The organism is Chryseobacterium sp. JV558 (assembly GCF_033712365.1).
Lineage (GTDB): Bacteria > Bacteroidota > Bacteroidia > Flavobacteriales > Weeksellaceae > Chryseobacterium.
Genome location: NZ_WJHU01000004.1, coordinates 367,997 through 391,930, shown reverse-complemented (window position 1 = coordinate 391,930; position 23,934 = coordinate 367,997). Strand labels below are relative to the sequence as shown.

Below are 23,934 nucleotides of genomic sequence, written 5' to 3'. Positions count from 1 at the left end.
AGCAGTAAAGATAAATAAAAATAATACACGGATATTCGTTGAGCCGTCATGAGGATTTCATAGAAGTTTTTTTTAGATTTGTGGGTATTATACAATTTGAGATACCATGAACAATAACCGAAGAAGTTTTATTAAAAAACTGGGAATTGCAACAGCAGCACTTGCCGTAAACCCGTTGGATTTAATGGCTGCCGAATTACCTGAACCTACTGTCACAGCTGTCAACAAACCGATTGTCCTTTCTACCTGGAATTTCGGACTAAAAGCCAACGAAGAAGCATGGACAATCCTTGGAAAAGGAGGAAAGGCTCTGGATGCAGTAGAAAAAGGAGTGCGTCTCGTAGAATTAGATCCCAAAGAAAGAAGTGTTGGGTACGGAGGCCGTCCGGACAGAGATGGAAGAGTAACGCTGGATGCCTGTATCATGGATGAAAATTATAATATCGGTTCTGTTGCCTGTCTGGAGCATGTGAAAAATCCTATTTCCGTTGCCAGAGCCGTCATGGAAAAGACACCTCACGTTATGTTGGTAGGAGACGGGGCATTACAGTTTGCCCTTTCACAGGGATTTAAAAAAGAAAATCTTCTTACTCCGGAATCCGAAAAAGAATGGAAAGAATGGTTAAAAACCAGTCAGTATAAACCCATTGCCAATATTGAAAACCACGATACCATTGGAATGATTGCGTTGGATGCTCAGGGAAACCTTTCCGGTGCCTGTACAACCAGCGGAATGGCCTTTAAAATGCATGGCAGAGTAGGAGATTCCCCAATTATTGGAGCAGGTCTGTTTGTAGATAATGAAGTAGGAGCTGCTACAGCAACAGGTCATGGTGAAGAAGTGATAAGAACGGTGGGGACGCATCTTGTAGTGGAACTGATGAGACAAGGCAGAAATCCACAGGAAGCCTGTAAAGAAGCTGTAGATAGGATTGTAAAGATCGCTCAGCGCAGAAAAAAGAATCTCAAAGATATTCAGGTAGGTTTTATCGCCATCAATAAAAAAGGAGAATATGGTTCTTACTGTATTCAGGACGGATTCAACTTTGCCGTGTATGATCAGAAAGGTAACCGCCTTGAAACTCCTGAATTTGCTTTGAAATAATCCAAATTAAAAAAGAATGAGCTTTAGCTTGTTCTTGCTAAAATATAGCCATCCAATGGCTTTAGCCAAAACTTAAAACAAAATATGAAAAGAACGATTATTGCTTCCTTATTTCTCGTTATTGCATGCAAGGAAGAAAAGAAGGAGATTAAAACAGATGTCAGACCACAGCAGACAGAAGAGAAAGTAGTTTTAAATAATGAATCCAATGAAGCGGAAGATGCTAAAAAATGGTTGGAGAAGAGCATTGTAGATTATTTTAAAGCTGATATCGGAAGTGAAGAAAAGAATAGGGAGAAGATCACGACCAAAGATTATTTCGATTATAAAACAGATGCAACGAATGTAGATATGGACGTAGATGGAAGTCTGACTGAAAAAGAATTTCAGGATAAATGGAAATCAAAATTTGATACTAATAAAGCAGGTGTCGGAGTGGGTTTCCTGATTACAGCACAGGACTGGGATAAAATTGAAGTCGGGAGCTGCGATTTAAAATCTTCCTCAAAAGATGAATATATCTTTAATGTAGTGTTGACTGATAATAGTTTTAAAGCTAAATATCCGTCAGTAATAAAAGTAGTAAAACAAAACGGTTCCTTTCTGATTGCAGATGTATTGCAGGACGAACCAAAGTAGAATTAAACAGATATATACAATGTCAAAAATAGAAATAGCGTGTTTTAATCCTGAATCAGCAATGATTGCTTTTGAAAATGGAGCTGACAGAATAGAATTATGTGATGGTCTCAGTGAAGGAGGAACTACTCCGGACTTTGAAACGATGAAAAAGCTTCGTGAAAAAATTAATATTCCGATTTTTGTGATGATCCGCCCCAGAGGAGGTGATTTTACCTATTCGGATTCAGAATTTGAACAGATGAAAAATGATCTGGTTTATTTGAAATCTTTACAGGTAGACGGTTTTGTATTTGGTATTCTCAACGAAAACGATGAGGTTAATGTTGAACAGAATAAAACTTTAGTTGAACTGGCAGCACCGCTTCCATGTACTTTCCACCGTGCTTTTGATCGTGCTGCAAGCCTGGAAGAATCGTTAGAAAAAGTAATTGAATGTGGCTTTACTACCATTCTTACTTCCGGCCAGAAACCCAATGTATCAGAAGGAAAAGAAAATCTGAAAAAACTGGTTGAACTTTCCGATGGAAGAATAGAAATCCTTGTTGGAGGCGGACTTCGTTCATCTAATATTGAAGGAATAAGAGCCCTTACAAACGCAGGCTACTTCCATTCTTCAGCCATTACAGATGGTGGTGCTTTTGCAAACCCGGCTGAAGTGGCTGCATTGAAGAGTAAGTAATAATGATATGCACTCAGTTTGTCATTCCAAGCGCAGCGGGAATCTAAATTCTTATAGTAGAGATTCCTTCGTACCTCGGAATGACAAAATCACGGGTATTGTAACAATACAAAACAAATTTATTGATGAATAGAACTATCCTTTTTGCTTTTCTTTTTATGCAGAATATCCTTTTTGCACAGTTTTCACAAAGAAATTTGTCTTTCGAAAACTGGCAGTTCAAAAATTCAAAAGATCAAAACTGGCTTCCTGCGAAAGTACCGGGAACCGTTCATTTGGATTTAATGGATAACAAGATCATTCCTGATCCTTTTAAAGATGAAAATGAAAAGAAAGTACAGTGGATAGAAAATGAAGATTGGGACTATCAGACTCAATTTACGGTTTCATCTCAGGAATTGAAAAATGATAATATTGATCTGATCTTTAATGGACTGGATACATTTTCAGAAATTTATCTTAATGGTAAACTGCTGAAGAAAACAGATAATATGTTCAGGAAATGGAATATTCCTGTAAAAAAATATCTAAAGCCGGGTAATAATGCATTGCAGATTAAGTTTCAATCTGCTGTCAATACCGGAAAAGAACTGGCTAAAAAAGTTCCGTTTACCATGCCGGAATCACCAAGAAGTTTTGTGAGAAAAGCACAATACCAGTTTGGATGGGATTGGGGACCAAGGCTGGTTACTGCAGGAATCTGGAAAGATGTTGCATTAGAATTCTGGAATAATGCCAAAATTATTACCGTTAAAGATATTCAGAATAATTCCGGGAAATCTTCCAACTTACATTTTGAAGTGGAAATTTATGCTCAAAATGCTGGAGATTACACATTGGATCTGAATTCCATTCATAAAAAGATCTCTTTAAAAAAAGGGACTAATGTAATTTCGGTTCCTTATGAGACAAAGGGAATGAAACTTTGGCAGCCTAATGGACGTGGTGAAGCGAATCTTTATGATTTTAAAATAAAACTTTCAAAAGACCTTAACAATATTGATGTTAAAGACATCAGGATAGGATTAAGAACCGTAGAATTAATTCAGGAAAAAGACGAAAAAGGTAAGTCATTCTATTTTAAAGTGAATGGAAATCCGTTGTATATCAAAGGAACCAACTGGATTCCGGGAGACAGTTTTTCACCCAGAATGGCCAAAGAAAAATACCATAAACTGATCAAAGATACCAAAGATGCGAATATGAATATGATCCGTATCTGGGGTGGCGGTATTTATGAAGATGACGAATTTTACAAAGCCTGCGATGAAAACGGAATTTTAGTTTGGCAGGATTTTATGTTTGCGGGAAGTTTTTACCCTGCAGACGGAGCATTTTTAAACAATGTAAAAGAAGAAGTAAAAGATCAGGTCAACAGACTTCAGAATCACCCGTCTATTGCTTTGTGGTGTGGTAATAATGAAATTGATGAAGCCATTGTCAATTGGGGATATCAGAAACAATTCAAGTATTCAAAAAATGATTCTCTGCAGGTTTGGAAAGACTATAAAAAGCTTTTCCATGATGTGATTCCCAGTGCATTGGCAGAAAACCTGAAGTCAGATAAAAATATATATTGGCCAAGTTCGCCGTCCATCGGCTGGGGACATAAAGAAAGCCTTACAGAAGGAGATTCCCACTATTGGGGCGTTTGGTGGGGTGAGCAGCCATTTGAAATTTACAATGAAAAAGTAGGACGTTTTATGTCTGAATATGGTTTTCAAGGGACTCCCAGTCTTGAAACTACAAAATCCATGTTTTCAGGAACTCCTGATTTAAATCTGCAAAACTCAACTATCAAAGCACATGAAAAACATGCCAGAGGTTGGGATATTATTAATGAATATCTGAAACGGGATTATAAAATCCCTACAGATTTTGTACAATACAATTACGTTTCACAGCTATTGCAGGCAAGAGGAATGCAGATAGCCATCGAAGCCCATCGCCGTGCAAAACCTTACAATATGGGAACGTTGTATTGGCAGCTCAACGACTGCTGGCCAGTAGTTTCATGGTCTTCCATTGATTATCTTGGAAACTGGAAAGCTTTCCATTATCAGGCAAAAAGAAGCTTTGAGCCTGTCTTGGTATCAATAGCGGAAACCGATAAAAGCTATGATGTTTATCTGATAAGTGATCTTATGAAAGAACTGAAAGCTGATATTAAATTTGAACTCATTGATTTTAAAGGAAAAACACTTTGGAAAGCCAATCAGTCAGACGTTGTAAATGCCGATGTAAGCAAGAAAATTAGAAGCATTAGTAAAACAGAACTGGCTCAGTTTAATCTGTCTGAAGCCGTTTTAAAGATCAGCTCCGAAAAGGATATAATATTTCAAAAGCTGTTCTTTTTTAATAAACCGAAAGACCTGAAACTTTCAAAACCAAATATCAAAATCAAAAAAATATCACCCACTGAAATTGAAATCTCAACAGATGCCCTTACAAAAGATATTTATCTGATTGGAGATACTCATTTCAGCGATAATTTCTTTGATTTGTTACCAGGAACTTCAAAAAGAATTGTCCTTTCAAAACCTTTGGGAAATGTAGAATTGATGAACCTTTGGGATGTGATGAAAGAGTAATTGTTATTTCCAGAATATTAATTCGGAATAATCCATAAAAATAAAAAGAGCTATCCATTACGGTAGCTCTTTTTGATAGTATAGTGAAATTTAAACAGTAATTATGTTAGTTTAATTGTTGTTTATGATATACTTCCCAGTCCAGATACCCTTCCATAGTAAGTCCATAGTGAAGTTCTCTTTTTGGAGGAGTAAGTTCCCAGTTGTTTTCAAGTCTTTCCACAAGATCAGGATTGGAAATAAAAGCTTCCCCGAATGCTGCAATATCGATTAACCCTTCATTGATCAGTTTTTCAGATTTCTCTCTGTCCATACCTCCGGCAAGAATAATTACTCCATCATACCAGTTTCTGAAACGCTTCATAAAATCTTCCGGTAAAGCAAAACTTCCTCTCGATTTCTGATCCATAATATGAACGTAAACAATATTTCTCTTGGAAAGTTCTTTCGCTAAATACTCATAAGTAGCTTCTATCTCATCGTAATAAGGCATTTCGTATAATCCACCATAAGGAGTTAAACGGATGGCTACCTTATCAGCGCCAATCGCTGCAATCGCAGAATCCACGATCTCAAGTAAAAAACGAGAGCGATTTTCTATACTTCCGCCATATTCGTCATTACGGGTATTTACAAACGGGTTCAGGAACTGTTCAATAAGATATCCGTTGGCTCCATGAAGTTCAATTCCATCAAAACCAGCTCTTACAGCATTTACCGCTGCTAAAGTAAAATCCTTAACAATTTGTTTTACTTCACCAGTAGCCAATGCCCGTGGTTTGGAATTAATGACAAAACCTTCTTTTCCGTTTTCATCATATCCCCATGCATGCGTTTCACCTGCCTGAATATCAGAAGAAGAAACAGGAGCTTGTCCGTCCGGTTGAATGGTTACGTGAGAAACACGTCCCACATGCCATAATTGAGTGAAAATTTTACTTCCTTTCTGATGTACAGCATCAGTCACGAGTTTCCAGCCTTCTACCTGCTCATCAGTATATAATCCCGGAATATGAAGTACTCCTTTTGACGTTGGAGAGATCGCAGTACCTTCTGTAATGATCAGTCCTGTACCGGTACGCTGTGCGTAATATTCAGCATTAAAGTCTTTCGGAATTCCGTCTTCATTTCTGGCTCTGGTCATTGGAGCCATGGCAATTCTGTTTTTTAGGTCTAACGAACCTATACTTGCTTCTTTAAAAATATTAATATTCATTGTTTAAAATTTTAAGTATTAAAAAAATGAGAGGATTGGTCTTATTTTATTATTTTACAAATGTGTTTTAAAAGATATTTTTCATTGATGTATTTTCAGTTAATATTGTATCTCTTATCAACAGTACAAATTTCCGTCAGAATTTATTATTATAAAAATTATTTAAAATATAGTTATTTATTATAAAAATAATAGTTAGGATTTAAACTGTGATTGATAAGAAGAACAGATTTGTTTATTGAATGGGTGAAAAAGAAATCCATTAAGGCTTTGTAATAAATGAAAAAGAGCCTTGTCTGTATCGGATTTGATATTCTGCTGTACCGGAATTGTACTCAAAAAAATATAAATTTTACCCTTCCAACTCAAAAATCAGCCGTAAATTTGCCTCATATTTCTTTACAGTTATGGTAAATTTTGTTCTGATTGCAGTGTGCATTATTGCAGGAATGATATTCAAAGCAACAAAATCTATCCACCCCGATGCTCATAAGGGTATCAATACCTGGATTCTTTATCTTGCTCTTCCGGCAGTTTCGTTTAAATATCTGCCTAAAGTAAAATGGACAACAGAGATGTTGTTTCCGATAGCAGCCACATTTTTAATTTCTGTGTTCTGCTTCTTCTTTATGATGTTTTATAGCAAGAGCAGGGGATATTCAAGGCGTTCCAGAAGTACTTTAGAACTGGCAAGCGGTTATAGCAATACATCATTCATCGGATTTCCCTTAATCAGTGCTTTTTATGGTGAAGGACTCCTTAGCATTGCCATTATCTGTGATCAGACCATGTTCTTTGCTCTTTCTACCCTCGGAATTATAGCTGCAGTAAAAGGAGGAAGTAGATCAGGAAAAGTAAGCGCAGTATTTATTTTAAAAAGACTCATTACGTTTCCTCCATTAATCGGGTGTATTTCCGCTCTGATATTGTCGCGGTTTATTGATTTTACCGTAGCAGAACCATTTTTTGATAAGCTTGCGGCTACGGTAAGTCCATTAGCCCTGTTTTCAGTTGGACTGCAGCTGAAGTTTAACGGATGGCAAAAACTGATTCCGCAGATGTCGATGTCAATGCTCTACAAGCTTATTTTGGCACCAGCAATTGTACTTGGATTGGCTTTATTATTGGGAATAAAAGGAGATGTGGCTAAAATTACGGTATTTGAAGCAGCAATGCCTACACTGGTTACCTCAAGCATTATTGCAGAACAGTTCAGACTCAATACAAAACTGACCAACCTGATCATCGGCGTCAGCATCATTGTAGGATTCTTTACTTCCGCATTTTGGTATGAGATGACTCAATTACTGTTTTAACCATTTATGGATTCTTTCTTAGAGATTTTCTGAATTTGTGCTGTTCTTTTATCCGCAGACTTTGTCATTCCGTAGGAATCCAGCCTGTCATATCATTGTTTTGATCAATAAATTAATACAGTTTTAGATTTTATAATATCTGATTGTTTAGATTCCTACGGAATGAACAAAAGAGGAAGTAAAAACATACAACAGCTTTAGTTTCCAGTTCTGTTAAAGGAGCGCGAAAGAATCCCTACAAAGTTGCAGTTCTCTGAAGAAAAATCTAATTTTACACTTTAAATATTTCCCTTGCAATACGCTCAAATTGTTTTACCACTGAACCTCAAAGGATCTTTTACCTATAAAGTTCCCGAAGAAATGATGTCCGAAATTCAACCCGGAATGCGTGTTCTGGTACCGTTTGGCGGAAAGAAAATCTATACGGGAATCGTATTTGAGCTTCACGACAATGCACCAGAAAATTTTACGGCTAAAGAAGTCATCAGCATGCTGGATGATAAACCCATTGTTCCTGAAGAACAGATCCGTTTCTGGAACTGGCTTTCGGAATATTATTTGTGCAGTCTTGGTGAAATTTACAGGTTTTCATTCCCTTCTTCCTTGAAATTGGAAAGTGAGACCTATTTAAAATTAAAACCAGGAATAGTAATTGATTTTGAAAACCTGGATGTCAATGAAATGTACCTGATTCAGGCACTTGAAGTACGACAGCTGATCAACCTGACAGATATTGAAGCTTTTATTCCCAAAAAGGATATTATTAAGACTATCAATTCATTGATTGATCTTCAGTATATTGAAATTGATGAGAAAATTGCTGAGAAATATAAAGCTAAAGAAGTAGCATATGTAAGAATTAAGGATGAGGTTTTAGCCAATCAGAACCTTACGGATATTCTTTTAAAGCTAAATAGGGCTCAAAAGCAGAAAGACCTGTTCCTTCTTATTTTAGAAAAACAGACGGAAAATCCTGATGCTCATATTAAAAAATCTGAGCTGTTTGAGGGCGGTTATTTCGGAAGTTCACACTTCAAGCCTTTAGCAGATAAAGGTTTTGTGGAGGAATATTACATGCAGAAAGACAGAATTGAAAGCTATGAAGGAGAAATTGAAGAGTTGGAAGAACTTTCTGAACAGCAGAAAATTGCTAAATCTGAGATTGATGAAGCTTTTGAAGAAGGAAAAAATGTCCTGCTGCATGGGGTAACTTCATCAGGGAAAACGCATATTTATTTAGAAAAAATTGAAGAATGTATCAAAGAAGGAAAAAATGTTCTGTTTTTACTTCCTGAGATTTCCCTGACCAAACAAATTACACAGAGATTAGAAAAAAAATACGGACGCCAGCTAGGTTTTTACCACCAGAAACTGACTGATTTTGAAAGGGTGGAAGTCTGGAGAAGAATCAAACAGAATGATATTCGTATTCTCATCGGAACCCGTAATGCTTTGTTTTTACCTTATCAGAACCTGGGACTTATTGTGGTGGATGAAGAGCATGATTCTGCCTACAGACCAAGAGAAGTGACGCCTTATTTCAATGCTAAAGATGCCTCATTGGTTTTGGGCGGATTTTATAATGCGGGAGTAATCCTGGGATCTGCAACACCTTCTGTTGAAAGTTACTACAGGGCCAGAAAAGATAAAATGAAATATATTTTCCTGAATGAAAGATTCGGGAACGTGAATTTGCCGGAATATGAACTGATCAACTTCAAAGAAGCGCAGGACTCTAAAAAAGTCTCCGGAAACTTCTCTCTGAAACTTCTTGAGGAGATTAAGAAAACGGTAGATGAAAAAAAACAGGCGATTGTCCTTCACAACCGTCGTGGCTATTCCAATGTCATAGAATGTGAGAGCTGTGGCTATGTCAATTACTGCTCCAATTGTGATGTGGTAATGACCTATCATAAAGCAGCTAACGAAATGAAATGCCATTACTGCGGCCAAAGAGCTTCAAAACCGAAAACCTGCCCGAAATGCAATTCTGAAAAGCTGAACGAAAGAGGAGTAGGTGTAGAGCAGATTCATGAAGAAGTTTCCAAACTGTTTCCTGAAAATGAGGTAGACAGAATGGATGTGGATTCTATGCGTAAGAAATTCGCCTACGAAAAATTGTATGAAAAGATTGAAGACGGAGAAACAGACATCATTGTAGGAACACAAATGATTTCCAAAGGACTGGATTTTGATCATATTGAGCTTGTTACAATTCCCAAAGCGGATTCCTTATTATATGTACAGGATTTCAGAGCAGAAGAAAGAGCCTATCAGCTGATCACACAGGTTTCAGGAAGAGCCGGAAGAGTTTCTGGAAAAGGGAAAATCCTGATTCAGACCTTTAATCCTGATCATTCTGTATTCCAGCTGATCAAGATGAATAACCCTGCGAAGATCTATAAATACATCCTTACTGAGCGCCAGAAATTCCATTATCCGCCTTTTACGAAGCTGATTATGATTGAAATGAAGCACAGAAAGGAAGATAAAGTAGACCGAGCCTCTCAGTTTCTGGGTTCCATCCTCAGAAAATACCTTCCGGAAGATTGCGTTTTAGGTCCCGAAAGAGCTCAGATTGCAAGGCTGAATAATCTATACCAATTCCAAATTATGCTTAAGCTTCCCCGTGGGAAAAACTATGAGAAATTCAAAAGCCTGGTTTTGATAAGTTTGAAAGAATTTGATGAAATCACTGCGTATCAAAGCATTAAAAAAGATGTTTTTGTGGATTTTTAACAATTTTTAACAAACTTTACACTCTTTTATAACGGGTCAGTGGCTTGTTATATGACAATAATTTCTACTTTTGGACGTTGATTAAGTGTTTGGCTCTTTTATTGAATGATTTAACCTGTCATTTTTTATAGAGTCAAAGCTATAGAACAAAAAGAAGATAGATGGTAAATTTCAGAAAATATATTTCAAGTGCGGCGGTGTTGGCTTCTGGTCTTTTCCTGGCTCAATCTACCGTTTCTACCGTTCTTTATTCTCAGAATTATGACAGTCAGAAAAGCAGCTTAAACCTGCCTTCACCCGTTAGCACGATGGTGGAGAAAACTGTTTTGTCAGCAAAAGAACTTGTAGATATTAATGTGAACACAATGATGGCGGATCCTGTGCTGAAAAATGCAAGTTGGGGATTCGTAGTGTACGATCCGAAAACGAAGAAAGTAATTTCTTCGTACAATGAAAATACTCCTTTAGTACCTGCTTCTACTACAAAGCTGCTTACAACGGAAACAGCATTAAACCTGCTGGGTGAAAACTACCGTTGGATGACTCAGCTTGAGTATTCAGGAACCATAGATGAAAATGGAGTTTTAAATGGAAATCTTTATGTTATAGGAAGCGGTGACCCTTCTTTGGGAACAAACAAAGCAGGTGCATCATCTTATAGAGATATTGTTTCAGATTTCGTAGGCGGAGTTTCAAGAGAGGGAATCAAAAAGGTAAATGGTGATATTATCATTCAGACAGCGCTTTTCAAAGGCAATATTTCAGTGCTTCCGGAAAATGTTGTATGGTTGGAAAACAATAATTATTATCTGCCTGCAGGAAGTACCCGGGACATCAACCCAGCTAACGAAAAACTGATTGTTAAAAAAGGAAGTTTCTCTACAGATAAGAAATTTTTCTACGTTTCTCCTTACAATCATCAGATGGTATATGCTGATAAATATGAAGGAAACGGGACTTTAACAACCAAACTTCCTGATGCTCCGGCATACCTTGCCAACTCTTTCAGAACTACATTGGTAAAAAGCGGAATTCCTGTTACCGGAAAAGTAAACCCGAAAATGACAGATGCAGCACCGGAAGGAAGAAAAATGCTTTCAGCTTATAAATCCCCAACTTTAGGTGATATTATTTATTATACCAATCAGCATAGTGATAATTCATTGGCAGAAGCCCTGTTAAGAACAGTTGGTTATCAGAAAATGGGTGACCAGACTTCAGAATCAGGAAGAATTGTGGTAACAGGCCACCTGAAAGATGCCGGTTTTGATATGATTGGTCTTAATTATATGGATGGAAGCGGGCTTTCAAGAAGTAACAATGTGACGCCAATTTCGCAGGTGAAGTTTCTTACTTCTTTGATGGATCAAAAATACTATAGATCTTACCTGACTTCTTTACCAATTGGAGGACAATCCGGAACTTTAAAGAGAATGTTCATTGGTGGAGGTAACGGACAGGTTTTTGCAAAAACAGGAACACTGAACAAAGTAAAAACATTAGCAGGCTATCTGAAGACGAATTCCGGGAAAACATTGGTGTTCTCTTTAATGGTGAATAACTATTCCGGGTCGGTAGATATGGTGAAAAAGAGAATGGAAAAAATTCTTGAACCTGCACTGGATCTTTAAAAATTTTTTATTTTATATATTATAACAGCCTTTTAATCATTGATTAAAAGGTTTTTTTTATATTTGGTTAAATATTTCTAAGCATGACAAAATTGTACCTTTTGGTGTTGGGATTTTTATTATCTCAACAGTTTTATGGCCAGAAGCATGAGCAAAACACCGATATGAAAGGATTGATCGAAAAAGAGAAAAAATCCTTTACACAAAAAATGAACATCGGAAATACCAATCCCAATACGCTGAATTACGATTTACAGTATCAAAGAATGGATGTTACGCTCAACCCGGCTTCCAATACTATTTCAGGATCGGTAACTTCTCATTTTAAACCTACTCAGAATATGGGAAGCATTTATTTTGATCTGACAACCTCTTTAACGGTTTCCCAGATTAAATATCATGGTAACAATCTTGTTTTCCAGCAGCTTCCTTCCAACGAAGTGAAAATTGATTTTCAGACTCCCATAGCTGCCAATACGCTGGATTCTCTGACTATTCATTATTCAGGAACGCCACCCAGTGCTAATGGGGCTTTTACAGCTGCCACTCAGAGCGGAGTTCCGGTACTTTCTACTTTGAATGAACCTTACGGTGCACAGGATTGGTTTCCAACAAAACAGAGTTTGAATGATAAAATTGATAGATTTGATTTCAAAATTACAACGCCATCCAATTATAGCGTTGCTGCTAATGGAAAATTAATGTCAGAAACTTTTCCTACAGGATCTACGAAACTTACTTTCTGGAGAACGATGTATCCTACACCGGCTTATCTGATCGCACTGTCGATTACCAATTTTGTAAAGCTTACTGATACTATTGGAAACCCTCCGTTTCCTTTTATCAACTATATTTATCCATCCACCAATTCAAATCAGACCAGTCTGAATAATATTCAATGGACGAAACTGGCTATGGATACTTTTGAAACGTATTTTGGGGCTTATCCTTTCCGTAATGAAAAATATGGCCACATGGAATTCATGTACGGAGGAGGTATGGAACACCAGACAATGTCTTCCATGGGAGGTTGGAATAAACAGCTTATCGCTCATGAACTTGCCCACCAATGGTTTGGTGACAAGGTAACCTGCGGTGCGTGGAACGACATCTGGCTGAATGAAGGTTTTGCCACTTTCGGAGAGCATGTTGCCAATGAAAAATTACTGATGACCAATGCTGAATTCCTGAATTACCTGCAAGGTCAATCCAATTATATTACCGCAAGTACAACAGGAACGGTGTATGTACCAGATACCGGACTTTCCAGTATTAACAGGATATTTGACAGCAGATTGACCTATGCTAAAGGAGGTTATGTTCTGAGAATGTTGAAATGGGCCTTAGGTGATGCTGCTTTTTATCAGGCACTCAAAGACTATCATGCAAGACCGAATTTAGCCTACAGCTATGCACGTACTGCTGATTTAAATGCTTCCCTGCTTCAGTCTACCGGAAAAGATTTTACAGAGTTTTTTAATGACTGGGTGTATGGGGAAGGTTATCCTACATATACTATAAAATGGATGCAAGGCGGTAATCAGGCTTTATTTAAAGTTTCTCAGACACAAAGCAGTGCTGCGGTAAGCTTTTTCGAAATGCCTTTACCTATAAAAGTAACCGGAACTTCAGGACAAATTGCATATTTGGTTCTTAACAATACTTCCAATAACCAAAGCTTTTTAGAATCTGTAACATTTCCTATCGCAAGTGTTCAGTTCAATTATGAATATCAGATTCTGGAGAAGAACTCTACTGTTACTCAGGATAATACTTTAAGTGTTTCTTCTGTTGAGAAGGAAAACTTTGGACTCTATCCAAATCCTGCAAAAAATGAAATTAATCTGAAAGGGATCAACAGAGCTGCAGATTTTACGATTCATGCCGTAGATGGAAAACTGGTAGGAAAAGGAACGTATCAGCCAGGTAAAGCGATTGGGATTTCAGAATTGGTTCCGGGAACTTATTTCATTACCATTGACGAAAAAAGCATCAAATTTATTAAACATTAAAATGTAAGACTGTAAAATATCAATGCATATTTTATTTACTTACTATTGACGATAAAATAACAGGAAGCTTTCAGATCTGAAAGCTTCTTTGTTTTCTGGCAGCTTGAGTTCCTCTTTTTCGGGCTGTTTTTACTTTGTATTCAAACCACTTTTCTTTGAATAGTTTGCGCATAAGATTATCGAAATGTCTTGTGATGACCAGGTTTTTAAAACCTCTCCATTTTTCGAGAGGGCTTGATGGAAGCGCTCTCACTGATATAGAATATCCTTCCGTGTCATACTGAATATAATGCCACCATCCGGAAGGAATATAAAGTGTTTCACCAGGGTGAATGACAGCTTCATAACCGTTTAAATAGAGTAGTGCAGGATATTTTCTGTAGTCTGGGTTTTTTATCTGGGCAAGACTGTGGAAGTTATAGGGCAGCTTATACATAGAATCAGACTGTTCCCAGGGAAATAGCCAGATTCTTTTGATTCCCTGAAACTGAGTAATGAAAACATGTGACATATCAATGTCAATATGATTTCTGGTTACAGAACCTTCACCTCCAAAAAACATAAAGGGAAGCCATTTTAATATTTTCCCATTGGTAACATCATTGTAGGTAAGATCATTCTTAAGTTCGGGTTTTATTTTTAACAAATTGAATAAGAATAGACGGTGTTCAGTAGGAGCAGACTGTATAAGATCGAGATATTCTGAAAATGTGCTTTGTGCTATAGGATCACTTGCTACTCTGTCCAGGGAATCAAGTTCACTGCCATAAATATTCACCTTATGGTTTCCTGCAATTTCTTTGAAATATTCATAATTCCATTTTTTGAAGGCAGGACTTTCCGGATGTATAAAATCTTCAATAATAATTGGAATTCTCGGCTTCATATGGTCTTTAATAAAGGTTTCTGAATTGGTTGTCTTTATTTTTTGTACCGGCTTTAATCTCATTCTTTCAAATTTTAAACAAATATAATATTATCCTACTAAATTTATAGACTAATAATGTTAAAACTGAAAACAGAATTGATTTTTTAGAATTAAACGTATAAAAGGTTTTATTTTACTGCCTTTTTAGTAAATTAGCACATCTAAAAAATTACTAAAAATGATCTCTGAAAAATACCTTCAACATTTACAGAACGAACTTCAGAATATTGAGAATGACGGACTTTACAAAAGAGAAAGAATCATCACTTCTCAGCAAAGTGCAGAAATAGAAGCTAACGGAAAAAAGCTTTTGAACTTCTGTGCCAATAATTATCTGGGATTATCCAATCATCCGGAAGTAATGAAAGCGTCTCAGGAAATGATTCAATCTCATGGATATGGGATGTCATCAGTACGTTTCATCTGCGGAACACAGGATATTCACAAGGATTTGGAGAAAAAAATCGCTGACTTTTTAGGTCTTGAAGATACTATTCTTTATGCAGCAGCATTTGATGCCAATGGTGGAGTTTTTGAACCATTGTTTACAGAAGAAGATGCTATTATTTCAGATGAACTGAATCACGCTTCTATCATTGACGGTGTTCGTCTTTGTAAAGCAGCGAGATACAGATATAAAAATAATAATATGGCGGATCTGGAAGCTCAATTGATTGCTGCTTCTGAAAAGAACCACCGTTTCAAAATTATCGTAACAGACGGAGTATTCTCAATGGACGGTATTGTTGCAGATCTGAAAGGAGTGTGTGACCTTGCTGATAAATATGATGCTTTGGTAATGGTAGATGATTCTCACGCAACAGGTTTCATCGGGAAGACAGGCCGTGGAACTCACGAGGCTAATGAAGTAATGGGGAGAGTAGATATCATCACTTCTACATTAGGAAAAGCTTTAGGGGGTGCTTTAGGAGGTTTTACTTCCGGTAAAAAAGAGATCATTGATATGCTGAGACAGCGTTCAAGACCCTATTTATTCTCTAACTCTTTAGCGCCTGGAATCGTAGGAGCTGCTTTGAAAGTATTGGATATGATTTCTGATAACACTTCTCTTCGTGATCAGGTAATGGAAAATGCAGAATACTTCAGAACGGAAATGAAAGCGAAAGGCTTTGATATTCCGGACGGAGATGCTGCCATTGTTCCGGTAATGCTTTATGATGCGCCTCTTTCTCAGAAAATGGCTGAAAGGCTTATGGATGAAGGAATTTACGTTATCGGATTCTTCTATCCTGTAGTACCGAAAGGAAAAGCGAGAATCAGAGTACAGCTATCTGCTGCTCATACCAGAGAACATTTGGATAAGGCGATTGCTGCTTTTGAAAAAGTTGGAAAAGAATTAGGAGTGATTTCTTAATCATTGCGTTGATTAAACAATAGAAATATAATGTTCGGCTCGGGCAGCTTTGCTGCCCCGAGCCGAACTATTTTTTATAGAAACCTGTTTTTACTTATATTTTCCTGATCAAAAGAAATTTATTTTTAACAATTATATAATAAGCTTATCTTTGCTGTTAATTTTTTCTGAATGCTTTATACAATAATCAAAGCGCTGCACATTATTTTTATGGTAAGCTACTTTGCGGGAATTTTTTATCTCGTGAGGATTTTCGTTTACTATAAAGATACCGACGAATTTCCTGAAGAAAAAAAGAAAATTCTGAGAGAGCAGTACACCTTTATGGCCAGAAGACTGTGGAATATTATCACCGTTCCTGCAGGGGTAATCATGGCAGTATGCGGATTGGTCATGATCTTTTTAAATCCGGGACTGATGAAAATGCCATGGTTTCATTTGAAATTGACCTTCCTGATCGGACTTGCCGTTTACCATTACTGGTGCTGGAAAAAAGTACTTCATTTGAAGGCTTTGAATGGAAATACATTGTCCACTGCCAATATCAAGCTGAGACAGGCCAATGAAATTGCTACATTCATTCTGTTTCTGGTTGTATTTACCGTTATTTTAAAATCGATGGCAATTGAATACTGGTGGCAATTAATCGCAGGATTTTTCGTTCTTGTATTTCTGATTATGATGACCGTGAAACTGGTTAATAAAAATAAAAAAAACAAATAATTGTTGAGTAGGGTGTGTGTCTGAGAACATTCATCCTTTTTACATCTTACAAAAAAACTATGATTGCAATTTTAAAGAAAGAACTTTGGAGTTACTTTGGAAACTGGAGTGCATGGGTGATCATTGCTGCTTTCAGTTTGATCGCAACTCTTTTCCTGTTCTTTTTCGACAACGATTCTAATATTTTTGAGATCGGAATGGCCTCGCTTCAGAGTTATTTCGTATTGGTTCCATGGCTGCTGATGTTTATCATTCCGGCCCTTTCTATGAAAACTTTTGCCGAAGAACAGCAAACGGGAACATTAAACTGGCTTTTTTCACAGCCGTTAAAGGTTTCTGAGCTCGTAACCGGAAAATTCCTTTCCGTATGGATTGTTGGGATTTTATGTCTTATTCCTTCACTCATTTATCTGTATACAGTTTATGTGCTGGGAGTTCCTGAAGGAAATATTGACCTTGGAATGACCTTTGGGAGTTATCTTGGATTGATTATTTTAATTGCGGCATTTGCTGCAGTGGGAATTCTGGCTTCTTCATTATCACAGAACCAGATTATGGCTTATTTGTTGGGCGTTTTCATGTGTTTTATTATGTATTTCGGAATCGAACAGCTGGCAAGTTATAAACTTTTGGGAGGAGCAGATTTTATCCTTCAGAATATAGGTTTCTATCAGCATTTCTTAGGCTTTACAAGAGGGCTTATTGATTTTAAAGATATCGCTTATTTTGTTCTTGTCATCGGAGCTTCATTAGTATTGTCTAATCATTTTATAAACAAAAAGAAGTAGAATTATGAAGAAGTTCAATGCTAAATCTCCACTGGGAATCTTCTTATTTGCGATCGTTCCTTTGGTTATTATCCTGACGTATTCGGGAATCAGACTAGACTTAACAAAAGAAAAAAGATATACACTTTCTGATAATACCATCAAAGTATTGGAGTCCGTTAAAACGCCTCTGAATGTTGAAGTATATTTGGAAGGAGATTTTCCTGCAAGTTTCAAACAGCTTCAGAGCGAAACGAAATTCATGCTGGAAGAATTCAGAAAAATTAATCCAAAGATCGATTTTAAATTTATTGATCCGATTAAAACGAAAATGTCTCAGGATACCCTGATGGCAATGGGCATGCAGCCATCTATTCTTCCGGATGTAAAAGATGGAAAGATCTCACAGATCACACTTTTTCCATACGCTGTGATCAAGCATGGAAATGATGGTGTTTCTATACCATTAGTGGTACAACAGGCAGGAATTGATGCCGATCAGCAGTTGACGAGATCTATTGAAGGTCTTGAATACAACCTTGTTTCCAATATCAAGAACATTGCAGCCGCTAAGAAAAAGAAAATCGGAATTCTGGTCAATCATGATGAATTGAATCCGGATGAATTTCAGGGGTTTGTACAGCTGGCTATGGAAAATTATGATGCAGGACCTATTATCCCTAAAAATCAGACCGAACTTTCATTGGAAGATATTCCTTTATTGAAGCAAATGAGTGCTTTGGTGATTGCAAAACCAAGAAAAGCTTTTACAGATAATGAGAAAGTAATTCTTGACCAGTATATCATGAACGGAGGGAAAACACTTTGGATGATTGATGCAGTAAATGCTGAGATGGATACTTTAACAAGATCTAAAAAAGTAATGCCTTTCCCTGTTGATATTAATATGACAGACTTCTTTTTCAATTATGGATTGAGAATTAATCCGGCTTTGGTAAAAGACGTTAAAAAGTTTGCCCTGTTAAGACTGGTTACTGGAGAAGTGAGTGGAAATCCACAATACACAAGCCTGCCATGGCCGTATTATCCGCTTGGGATTGCTGAAAATAATAACCCGGTCACAAAAAATATCAATCCTGTAAAATTTGAATTCCCGACTTCTATTGATACTTTAGGAGGTAGAAAGAATATCAAAACAAAAGTTCTTTTCGAATCCAGTGAAAGAACATTACTGAAACAGGTTCCGAATTATGTAGATCTGAAAGAAATTGCAAGTGTAGACAGTCTTGGACAAATGGAAAAACCAAGTACACCTAAGATCTTCGCTGTAGCATTAGAAGGAAAATTTAATTCTGCCTATGCATCCAGAATTGAAAGAAAATCTTACCCTGGATTCAAAACATCCAGCCCGGAAAATAAAATGATCGTTATTGCAGACGGAGATGTAGGAAGAAATAAAGTGATCAAAGGAAAACCGCTTCCATTAGGCGTAGATCTGTTGACAAATGAGCAATTTGGAAACGAGCAGTTCCTTAGAAATGCCTTGGATTATCTGTTGGATGACAGCAACCTGATGGAACTGAGAAACAGAAACATTGAGGAAAGACTTCTCGACAGACAAAGAATTACCGAAGAGAAATCCACATGGCAGTGGCTTAACTTACTGCTTCCATTGGCGATTATCGGCCTTATCGGAGGATTATTCTTCTGGCTGAGGAAAAAGAAATTTGGATAAAATAAAAAGGTCCGGAAGAAAGTATCTTCCGGACCTTTTTATATCTGGTTTACAGTTTCAATTGATACTTCTCCAGTACATTCCAGATCCCATAAAAAGCATCATTCCCCTTCTTATCCGAGAAATTGGTATTGAAGATCATAATCCTTCCCAGATTATTTTTAGGATCAAAAAACAGCATAGACATTACTCCCGGATCACCTCCGGTATGGCCAATATATCCCGTATAACCAAAACCCATAAATATGCCTGCGTTATAAGATTCACTGTAAGGATTTTTGTCATTTCTTTCCGCGAAATTTGACGCGGTAAGCTGTGGCATAAAATATTCTTTATAGCTTTTCTGAGTCAGAATTGTTCCTTTTCCATTATAGCCTTTGATAAGTTCGGTTAAATACTTGCTCAGGTCGTTGATATTCGTAATAAATCCTCCATCAGGATACGTTGCAGATTGATAATAGGGAAGAGGAGCGTCAGGGTTTTCATACAGTCTGGAGAATTGTGAAAACTTTACTTCTTCAAATGACCAGCCTGAATCTTTCATCTGTAAAGGTTTCAGGATATACTCTTTTGTGAAGCTATTGAAAGTTTGTCCGGTAGCTTTTTCAATAATAAAGGCTGCCAGAGCAGTTCCTACATTTGAATATTCATAAATTGATCCCGGTTTATGAGTGGAGAAACTGTTTTTATTCCATTTTCCGTTTTCTGCCAGCACATTTTCTAAAAATAAAGACATTGAAATCATCGAATCTGCAGGATTGAATATCTGCTCGTCATCAAAATTGAGCTTTACACCATTCAGATCCTGATCAGATTTCAGAAAATAATTTTTAGATAAATAAAAATCATTGTCCAGAATCGAAGAAGTATGAGTTCCAAGCTGACGGATGGTGATTGGTGTTTGAGGAAAATTAGGATTGGCTATTTTAAAGGGTACATATTTTTGAACAGGATCATCCAGATTCAGTTTTCCGAGTTCCTGAGCTTTAAGAAGAGCAATTCCAACAAATGTTTTGGAAACAGATGCAATATTCTGTATTGTATTTTCAGTATACAATTTCTTTTCTTTTACATCTGAAAAACCAAATCCCTTTTGATATAAAGTCGACTCTTCACTTACAATAGAAACCGCAAACCCGTTGAATAAGCCTTGCTGGTATATTTTGTTGACAGCCGCATCCAAAGAATCTCTGACATCATGATGAGCCTGACGAACTTCATTTACTGAATGACATGATATCAACATCCATGAAATTACCACTAATAATAAAATCCTTCCCATATGTTTTTAATAATAAGACACTTGGTAAAGCAGTTTTGTTACAAATGGAATGATTTAAAAATAGAAAGACTGCCCAATTCTGAAACAGTCTTTATTTTATTTCTCTGAGATTCGATTTGTAAAATACAGCTAGTAATCTCCAAAATAATTTGTAAGATCGCTAAATTCCGGTTTCAGTTATAAAAAGTTGAGTTCACATCTATATTCGATAATGTTTGAGATTGGTGTTAAAAGAGTGTAAATTATTGCTGATAGGCTTCTTTTGGAAGTAAAGCAGCAGTTCTGTAATAGCTGATATCAGTAGACATCTGTGCCTGAAGATCCTGAAAGGTATCATAATCATAATGCACCCAGTTCTCTTCATGGTCGGGATCAGGAGTCTTGTCTACAGCCAGTTCAAGTTTACCGTCTTCCTGATAGCTGCATTCTATAGCTGCATATTTTTCACCGCTTTCATCTTGGGTGTACCAGCATTTTATGGTTCTTTCGAGCTGTGGTTCATGGGTTTCGTTATCGATGACCTGAGAACAGATAAAGTTTTCGGGGTCGTCCGTTTTGAAAACGGTTTTAGAAATTAGAGGCAGGTCATCTACGGATAAGGAATACAATTTATTGGTAGAAATAATAAAACCGTCGGCAGTTTCTTTTCTTTCAATATCAAAAAAGTCAGATTTTTCCTTAAGATATTCTACTACATTCGCCTCGTCCTCTTCGTCACTTAAAAAATAATTGATGCTGTAAACACTGTCTTCGTTGATGAATTCAATTTCTTTCAGGAAATCGGAACCTTCCTCATAATAATACAGATGATATTCGTTTAGCTTCACAGCTTTACTTTTAGAGATGATCTCTCCAAAAATGTTTTTGTACACTTTTCTCATTTTTAATCACGTTATTTAGTTTCATCTATTAGTTTAAGTGGTATCGCAAAGATAAGTTTTCTTTTTTTATCTGAGCCTGAAGTGTAAAATAGTATTTATTTCGTAAGGATTTTATATATCCTTTATAAAATCCTCATATTCATAGTAAAACCTTTCGAAACCGTCCATTTTGTCCACAAAAAATTCAAAAATTTCTTGCCAAGTATTTTTATTGAAAATGGAAACACCATGTTTTTCTATCCATATTCTGCTGATAACCTTTCCGTTATCAAGGGTGAAATGTTCTTCTTTGTGAAAATCTCCGGTGAAATCTTTTAAAATATCTTCCAATGACCAGATCTTTTCGTAGTAGGCGTTTCGGAAAATTTCGTCCTTCATTTCGATATCCAGAGAAACTTCTGCTTTTTTATTGTCGGCAGAAAATTTAAATGCCATATCCTTGATTTTGGTATCATAAAGAATCCATTTTCTGGGAAATGATCTTCCAAAAGCTGTCCAAAATTCCTTTTTTAACTGCTGTGCCTCTTGTTTACTGAACATACGGCAAACATAATGATTTAATAGGAGAAAGGCAAAAATGTGGTACTGAAACCGTAAAATTACGGATAAACCGTATAAGCGAAAATACGTAAACGCAGAATTCAAATTTGCAGATTTACCTGTTCATCATCTGCTCTTTTTCAAATGTTAAACAATTTTCTTATTTTTGCTGTAATGCTTTCAAAAAAATCTCAATATGCGTTTAAGGCACTTTCATATCTTGTAGAAAAAAGAAATGAAGGTCCGATTCTTATTTCTGAAATTGCGGAACACAAAAAGATTCCTTTAAAGTTTTTGGAAAATATCCTGCTTGAACTAAAAAAAGCTGAAATTCTTGACAGTAAAAAAGGAAAGGGTGGAGGATATTTTTTGAAGGAAAAACCTGAAAACGTGAAACTGGCCAAGATCATTCGTCTCGTAAACGGTCCTATTGCTATGCTTCCTTGTGTAAGTCTGAATTTCTATCAGAAATGTGATGACTGCAATGAAGATCACTGTGGACTTCACGATGTACTGATCGAGGTTCGGGATGCTTCACTGAATATTCTTGAGAAAAAAACTTTAATGGATCTGGTCGACTGACCTGATCCTTTTTTTTGAATTAATAGTCTACTTTTTTTGTAGGATAAATATTTTATCAGATATTTGCAGTACTTCAAATGAATAAACTATGATTTCAAAAGAAGAGGAAAACCAATTACAAAAGCTTACACTCTCCATGACTGCAGTGCATTCTGATGCTGCATATCGTATATCTGAAAATATTTCCTTGTACAGAAGTGCAGAAAACATACGATCGTTAAATGTCTTTATTTTCGATGTGACAGATAATCAAGAAGTACAGACTAAAACGATTTTTTAATATGGTGATTTCAAGAAAAATTCAGGTAAGACTTAATATCCTTTTTGTGACAGCAGTCATTATATCTATTGCTGTTTTTTCAATGTATGAGCTGGGATATCTGGAAGAACTGCAGACCATCCTGGCAAAAGATAATTATATTTTTTACTGGATGCTTCTGGTAGGGGTTTTTGCCGAAATTGTGGCAGGATCAATGGGGATGGGATATGGAGTGATCTGTACTACTACACTTTTGCTTTTGAATATTCCACCGCATATTGTAAGTGCAAGTATCCATTCAGCAGAAAGTTTTACAACAGCAGCGGGAAGTCTTAGCCATATCAGACTGAAAAATGTCAGCAAGAGTTTAGTGAAGAGACTTGCAGTGCCGGCAGTTATCGGGGCTGTTATTGGTGCGGTAAGCCTTACTTACCTTGGAGAATATTATGCGAAGATCACCAAAACACTGATCGCTTTTTATACTTTATACCTCGGAATCCAGATTTTATCGAATGCTTTTAAAGAAAAACAAAGTAAGGCATTGAAAAGAAAAACTAATCTTACCAGACTGGGAGTGATAGGAGGTTTTATAGACTCTTTTGCCGGAGGAGGATGGGGTCCTCTGGTAACCGGAACTTTGATTAAAAATGCTTTTACCCCAAGATTTGCGGTAGGAAGTTCTACTGTAGCCAAATTTATCCTTACCCTAACGGCTGCCATTACCTTTTTCTTTACCCTGGGAATCCAACACTGGAATATTATTCTTGGGCTTTTGATCGGCGGAATTATTACGGCTCCTTTTTCAGCTATGCTTACGGCAAAGCTTCCTGTGAAGAAAATGTTTGTGATTATCGGAACATTGGTGATTGTAATGAGTTCTATAACTATTTATAAATCAGTTTTTAATTAAAAATAACGCTTTATATTGAAAAATAAAGGGCTTAAAAAGATATTCGGTTTTGAAAATATT

20 protein-coding genes are annotated in these 23,934 nt (G+C 36.6%); 15 read left to right on the top strand and 5 right to left on the bottom strand.

Annotated features, from left to right (window positions below; translation table 11 throughout):
• Positions 1 to 106 precede the first annotated feature (106 nt).
• From GFU89_RS16265 to GFU89_RS16250, 4 genes are all read left to right on the top strand, one after another.
• Positions 107 to 1,105, top strand: coding sequence for a N(4)-(beta-N-acetylglucosaminyl)-L-asparaginase (locus GFU89_RS16265; RefSeq protein WP_318848132.1), 999 nt, complete (start codon positions 107 to 109; stop codon positions 1,103 to 1,105).
• Between the two features lie 84 nt (positions 1,106 to 1,189).
• Positions 1,190 to 1,744, top strand: coding sequence for a hypothetical protein (locus GFU89_RS16260; RefSeq protein ID WP_318848131.1), 555 nt, complete (start codon positions 1,190 to 1,192; stop codon positions 1,742 to 1,744).
• 19 nt (positions 1,745 to 1,763) lie between these two features.
• The gene (locus tag GFU89_RS16255; protein WP_318848130.1) at positions 1,764 to 2,426 is read left to right on the top strand and encodes a copper homeostasis protein CutC; all 663 of its coding nucleotides are present in this window, start codon (positions 1,764 to 1,766) and stop codon (positions 2,424 to 2,426) included.
• 125 nt (positions 2,427 to 2,551) lie between these two features.
• The gene (locus GFU89_RS16250; protein ID WP_318848129.1) at positions 2,552 to 5,017 is read left to right on the top strand and encodes a beta-mannosidase; all 2,466 of its coding nucleotides are present in this window, start codon (positions 2,552 to 2,554) and stop codon (positions 5,015 to 5,017) included.
• 106 nt (positions 5,018 to 5,123) lie between these two features.
• On the opposite strand, the gene GFU89_RS16245 is transcribed toward GFU89_RS16250, so the two are convergent.
• On the bottom strand, positions 5,124 to 6,233 hold the full coding sequence (locus GFU89_RS16245) for an alkene reductase (protein WP_318848128.1): 1,110 nt from the start codon (positions 6,231 to 6,233) through the stop codon (positions 5,124 to 5,126).
• 407 nt (positions 6,234 to 6,640) lie between these two features.
• Between GFU89_RS16245 and GFU89_RS16240 the strand changes: the two genes are divergently transcribed.
• From GFU89_RS16240 to GFU89_RS16225, 4 genes are all read left to right on the top strand, one after another.
• Positions 6,641 to 7,549, top strand: coding sequence for an AEC family transporter (locus GFU89_RS16240; protein WP_318848127.1), 909 nt, complete (start codon positions 6,641 to 6,643; stop codon positions 7,547 to 7,549).
• A 291-nt stretch (positions 7,550 to 7,840) separates the two neighbouring features.
• The gene (gene priA / locus GFU89_RS16235) at positions 7,841 to 10,288 is read left to right on the top strand and encodes a primosomal protein N' (protein ID WP_318848126.1); all 2,448 of its coding nucleotides are present in this window, start codon (positions 7,841 to 7,843) and stop codon (positions 10,286 to 10,288) included.
• Positions 10,289 to 10,449: 161 nt separating this feature from the next.
• Positions 10,450 to 11,919 (top strand): D-alanyl-D-alanine carboxypeptidase/D-alanyl-D-alanine-endopeptidase, encoded by a 1,470-nt coding sequence (gene dacB, locus GFU89_RS16230; RefSeq protein WP_318848125.1) that lies wholly within the window; start codon positions 10,450 to 10,452, stop codon positions 11,917 to 11,919.
• A gap of 83 nt (positions 11,920 to 12,002) precedes the next feature.
• The gene (locus tag GFU89_RS16225) at positions 12,003 to 13,931 is read left to right on the top strand and encodes a M1 family aminopeptidase (RefSeq protein ID WP_318848124.1); all 1,929 of its coding nucleotides are present in this window, start codon (positions 12,003 to 12,005) and stop codon (positions 13,929 to 13,931) included.
• Between the two features lie 70 nt (positions 13,932 to 14,001).
• Here GFU89_RS16225 and GFU89_RS16220 read toward each other — a convergent pair whose 3' ends face one another.
• Complete coding sequence (locus GFU89_RS16220) at positions 14,002 to 14,880, bottom strand: cupin-like domain-containing protein (RefSeq protein ID WP_318848123.1); 879 nt, start codon at positions 14,878 to 14,880, stop codon at positions 14,002 to 14,004.
• Positions 14,881 to 15,037: 157 nt separating this feature from the next.
• Between GFU89_RS16220 and kbl the strand changes: the two genes are divergently transcribed.
• The 4 genes from kbl to gldG all read left to right on the top strand — a co-directional run bounded on the left by kbl (position 15,038) and on the right by gldG (position 19,420).
• Positions 15,038 to 16,234 carry a glycine C-acetyltransferase gene (gene kbl / locus GFU89_RS16215; protein WP_318848122.1) on the top strand — a complete coding sequence of 399 codons (1,197 nt, stop codon included), beginning with the start codon at positions 15,038 to 15,040 and terminating at the stop codon, positions 16,232 to 16,234.
• A 171-nt stretch (positions 16,235 to 16,405) separates the two neighbouring features.
• Entirely contained in the window at positions 16,406 to 16,957 is a 552-nt protein-coding gene (locus tag GFU89_RS16210; protein ID WP_318848121.1) for a CopD family protein, read from the top strand.
• Positions 16,958 to 17,016: 59 nt separating this feature from the next.
• Positions 17,017 to 17,745 carry an ABC transporter permease gene (locus tag GFU89_RS16205; RefSeq protein WP_318848120.1) on the top strand — a complete coding sequence of 243 codons (729 nt, stop codon included), beginning with the start codon at positions 17,017 to 17,019 and terminating at the stop codon, positions 17,743 to 17,745.
• Positions 17,746 to 17,749: 4 nt separating this feature from the next.
• The gene (gene gldG / locus GFU89_RS16200; protein WP_318848119.1) at positions 17,750 to 19,420 is read left to right on the top strand and encodes a gliding motility-associated ABC transporter substrate-binding protein GldG; all 1,671 of its coding nucleotides are present in this window, start codon (positions 17,750 to 17,752) and stop codon (positions 19,418 to 19,420) included.
• 49 nt (positions 19,421 to 19,469) lie between these two features.
• On the opposite strand, the gene GFU89_RS16195 is transcribed toward gldG, so the two are convergent.
• From GFU89_RS16195 to GFU89_RS16185, 3 genes are all read right to left on the bottom strand, one after another.
• The gene (locus GFU89_RS16195) at positions 19,470 to 20,702 is read right to left on the bottom strand and encodes a serine hydrolase domain-containing protein (RefSeq protein ID WP_318848118.1); all 1,233 of its coding nucleotides are present in this window, start codon (positions 20,700 to 20,702) and stop codon (positions 19,470 to 19,472) included.
• A 242-nt stretch (positions 20,703 to 20,944) separates the two neighbouring features.
• Positions 20,945 to 21,574, bottom strand: a complete 630-nt coding sequence (locus GFU89_RS16190) for a hypothetical protein (RefSeq protein ID WP_318848117.1) — start codon at positions 21,572 to 21,574, stop codon at positions 20,945 to 20,947.
• A gap of 120 nt (positions 21,575 to 21,694) precedes the next feature.
• Positions 21,695 to 22,123 (bottom strand): DUF4268 domain-containing protein, encoded by a 429-nt coding sequence (locus tag GFU89_RS16185; protein ID WP_318848116.1) that lies wholly within the window; start codon positions 22,121 to 22,123, stop codon positions 21,695 to 21,697.
• Positions 22,124 to 22,297: 174 nt separating this feature from the next.
• Between GFU89_RS16185 and GFU89_RS16180 the strand changes: the two genes are divergently transcribed.
• The 3 genes from GFU89_RS16180 (at position 22,298) to GFU89_RS16170 (ending at position 23,874) form a co-directional block, all read left to right on the top strand.
• Positions 22,298 to 22,705: an RrF2 family transcriptional regulator gene (locus GFU89_RS16180; RefSeq protein ID WP_077415878.1), complete on the top strand. Its 408-nt coding sequence runs from the start codon at positions 22,298 to 22,300 to the stop codon at positions 22,703 to 22,705.
• 88 nt (positions 22,706 to 22,793) lie between these two features.
• Positions 22,794 to 22,985 carry a hypothetical protein gene (locus GFU89_RS16175; protein WP_318848115.1) on the top strand — a complete coding sequence of 64 codons (192 nt, stop codon included), beginning with the start codon at positions 22,794 to 22,796 and terminating at the stop codon, positions 22,983 to 22,985.
• A gap of 1 nt (position 22,986) precedes the next feature.
• Positions 22,987 to 23,874, top strand: a complete 888-nt coding sequence (locus tag GFU89_RS16170) for a sulfite exporter TauE/SafE family protein (RefSeq protein WP_318848114.1) — start codon at positions 22,987 to 22,989, stop codon at positions 23,872 to 23,874.
• Positions 23,875 to 23,934 lie beyond the last annotated feature (60 nt).

Excerpts from the sequence above, each read along its gene's own strand:
- GFU89_RS16265 (WP_318848132.1), top strand. The coding sequence starts at position 107 with ATGAACAATAACCGAAGAAGTTTTATTAAAAAACTGGGAATTGCAACA.
- GFU89_RS16260 (WP_318848131.1), top strand. The coding sequence starts at position 1,190 with ATGAAAAGAACGATTATTGCTTCCTTATTTCTCGTTATTGCATGCAAG.
- GFU89_RS16255 (WP_318848130.1), top strand. The coding sequence starts at position 1,764 with ATGTCAAAAATAGAAATAGCGTGTTTTAATCCTGAATCAGCAATGATT.
- GFU89_RS16250 (WP_318848129.1), top strand. The coding sequence starts at position 2,552 with ATGAATAGAACTATCCTTTTTGCTTTTCTTTTTATGCAGAATATCCTT.
- GFU89_RS16245 (WP_318848128.1), bottom strand. The coding sequence starts at position 6,233 with ATGAATATTAATATTTTTAAAGAAGCAAGTATAGGTTCGTTAGACCTA.
- GFU89_RS16240 (WP_318848127.1), top strand. The coding sequence starts at position 6,641 with ATGGTAAATTTTGTTCTGATTGCAGTGTGCATTATTGCAGGAATGATA.
- dacB (WP_318848125.1), top strand. The coding sequence starts at position 10,450 with ATGGTAAATTTCAGAAAATATATTTCAAGTGCGGCGGTGTTGGCTTCT.
- GFU89_RS16225 (WP_318848124.1), top strand. The coding sequence starts at position 12,003 with ATGACAAAATTGTACCTTTTGGTGTTGGGATTTTTATTATCTCAACAG.
- GFU89_RS16220 (WP_318848123.1), bottom strand. The coding sequence starts at position 14,880 with ATGAGATTAAAGCCGGTACAAAAAATAAAGACAACCAATTCAGAAACC.
- kbl (WP_318848122.1), top strand. The coding sequence starts at position 15,038 with ATGATCTCTGAAAAATACCTTCAACATTTACAGAACGAACTTCAGAAT.
- GFU89_RS16210 (WP_318848121.1), top strand. The coding sequence starts at position 16,406 with ATGCTTTATACAATAATCAAAGCGCTGCACATTATTTTTATGGTAAGC.
- GFU89_RS16205 (WP_318848120.1), top strand. The coding sequence starts at position 17,017 with ATGATTGCAATTTTAAAGAAAGAACTTTGGAGTTACTTTGGAAACTGG.
- gldG (WP_318848119.1), top strand. The coding sequence starts at position 17,750 with ATGAAGAAGTTCAATGCTAAATCTCCACTGGGAATCTTCTTATTTGCG.
- GFU89_RS16195 (WP_318848118.1), bottom strand. The coding sequence starts at position 20,702 with ATGGGAAGGATTTTATTATTAGTGGTAATTTCATGGATGTTGATATCA.
- GFU89_RS16185 (WP_318848116.1), bottom strand. The coding sequence starts at position 22,123 with ATGTTCAGTAAACAAGAGGCACAGCAGTTAAAAAAGGAATTTTGGACA.
- GFU89_RS16180 (WP_077415878.1), top strand. The coding sequence starts at position 22,298 with ATGCTTTCAAAAAAATCTCAATATGCGTTTAAGGCACTTTCATATCTT.
- GFU89_RS16175 (WP_318848115.1), top strand. The coding sequence starts at position 22,794 with ATGATTTCAAAAGAAGAGGAAAACCAATTACAAAAGCTTACACTCTCC.
- GFU89_RS16170 (WP_318848114.1), top strand. The coding sequence starts at position 22,987 with ATGGTGATTTCAAGAAAAATTCAGGTAAGACTTAATATCCTTTTTGTG.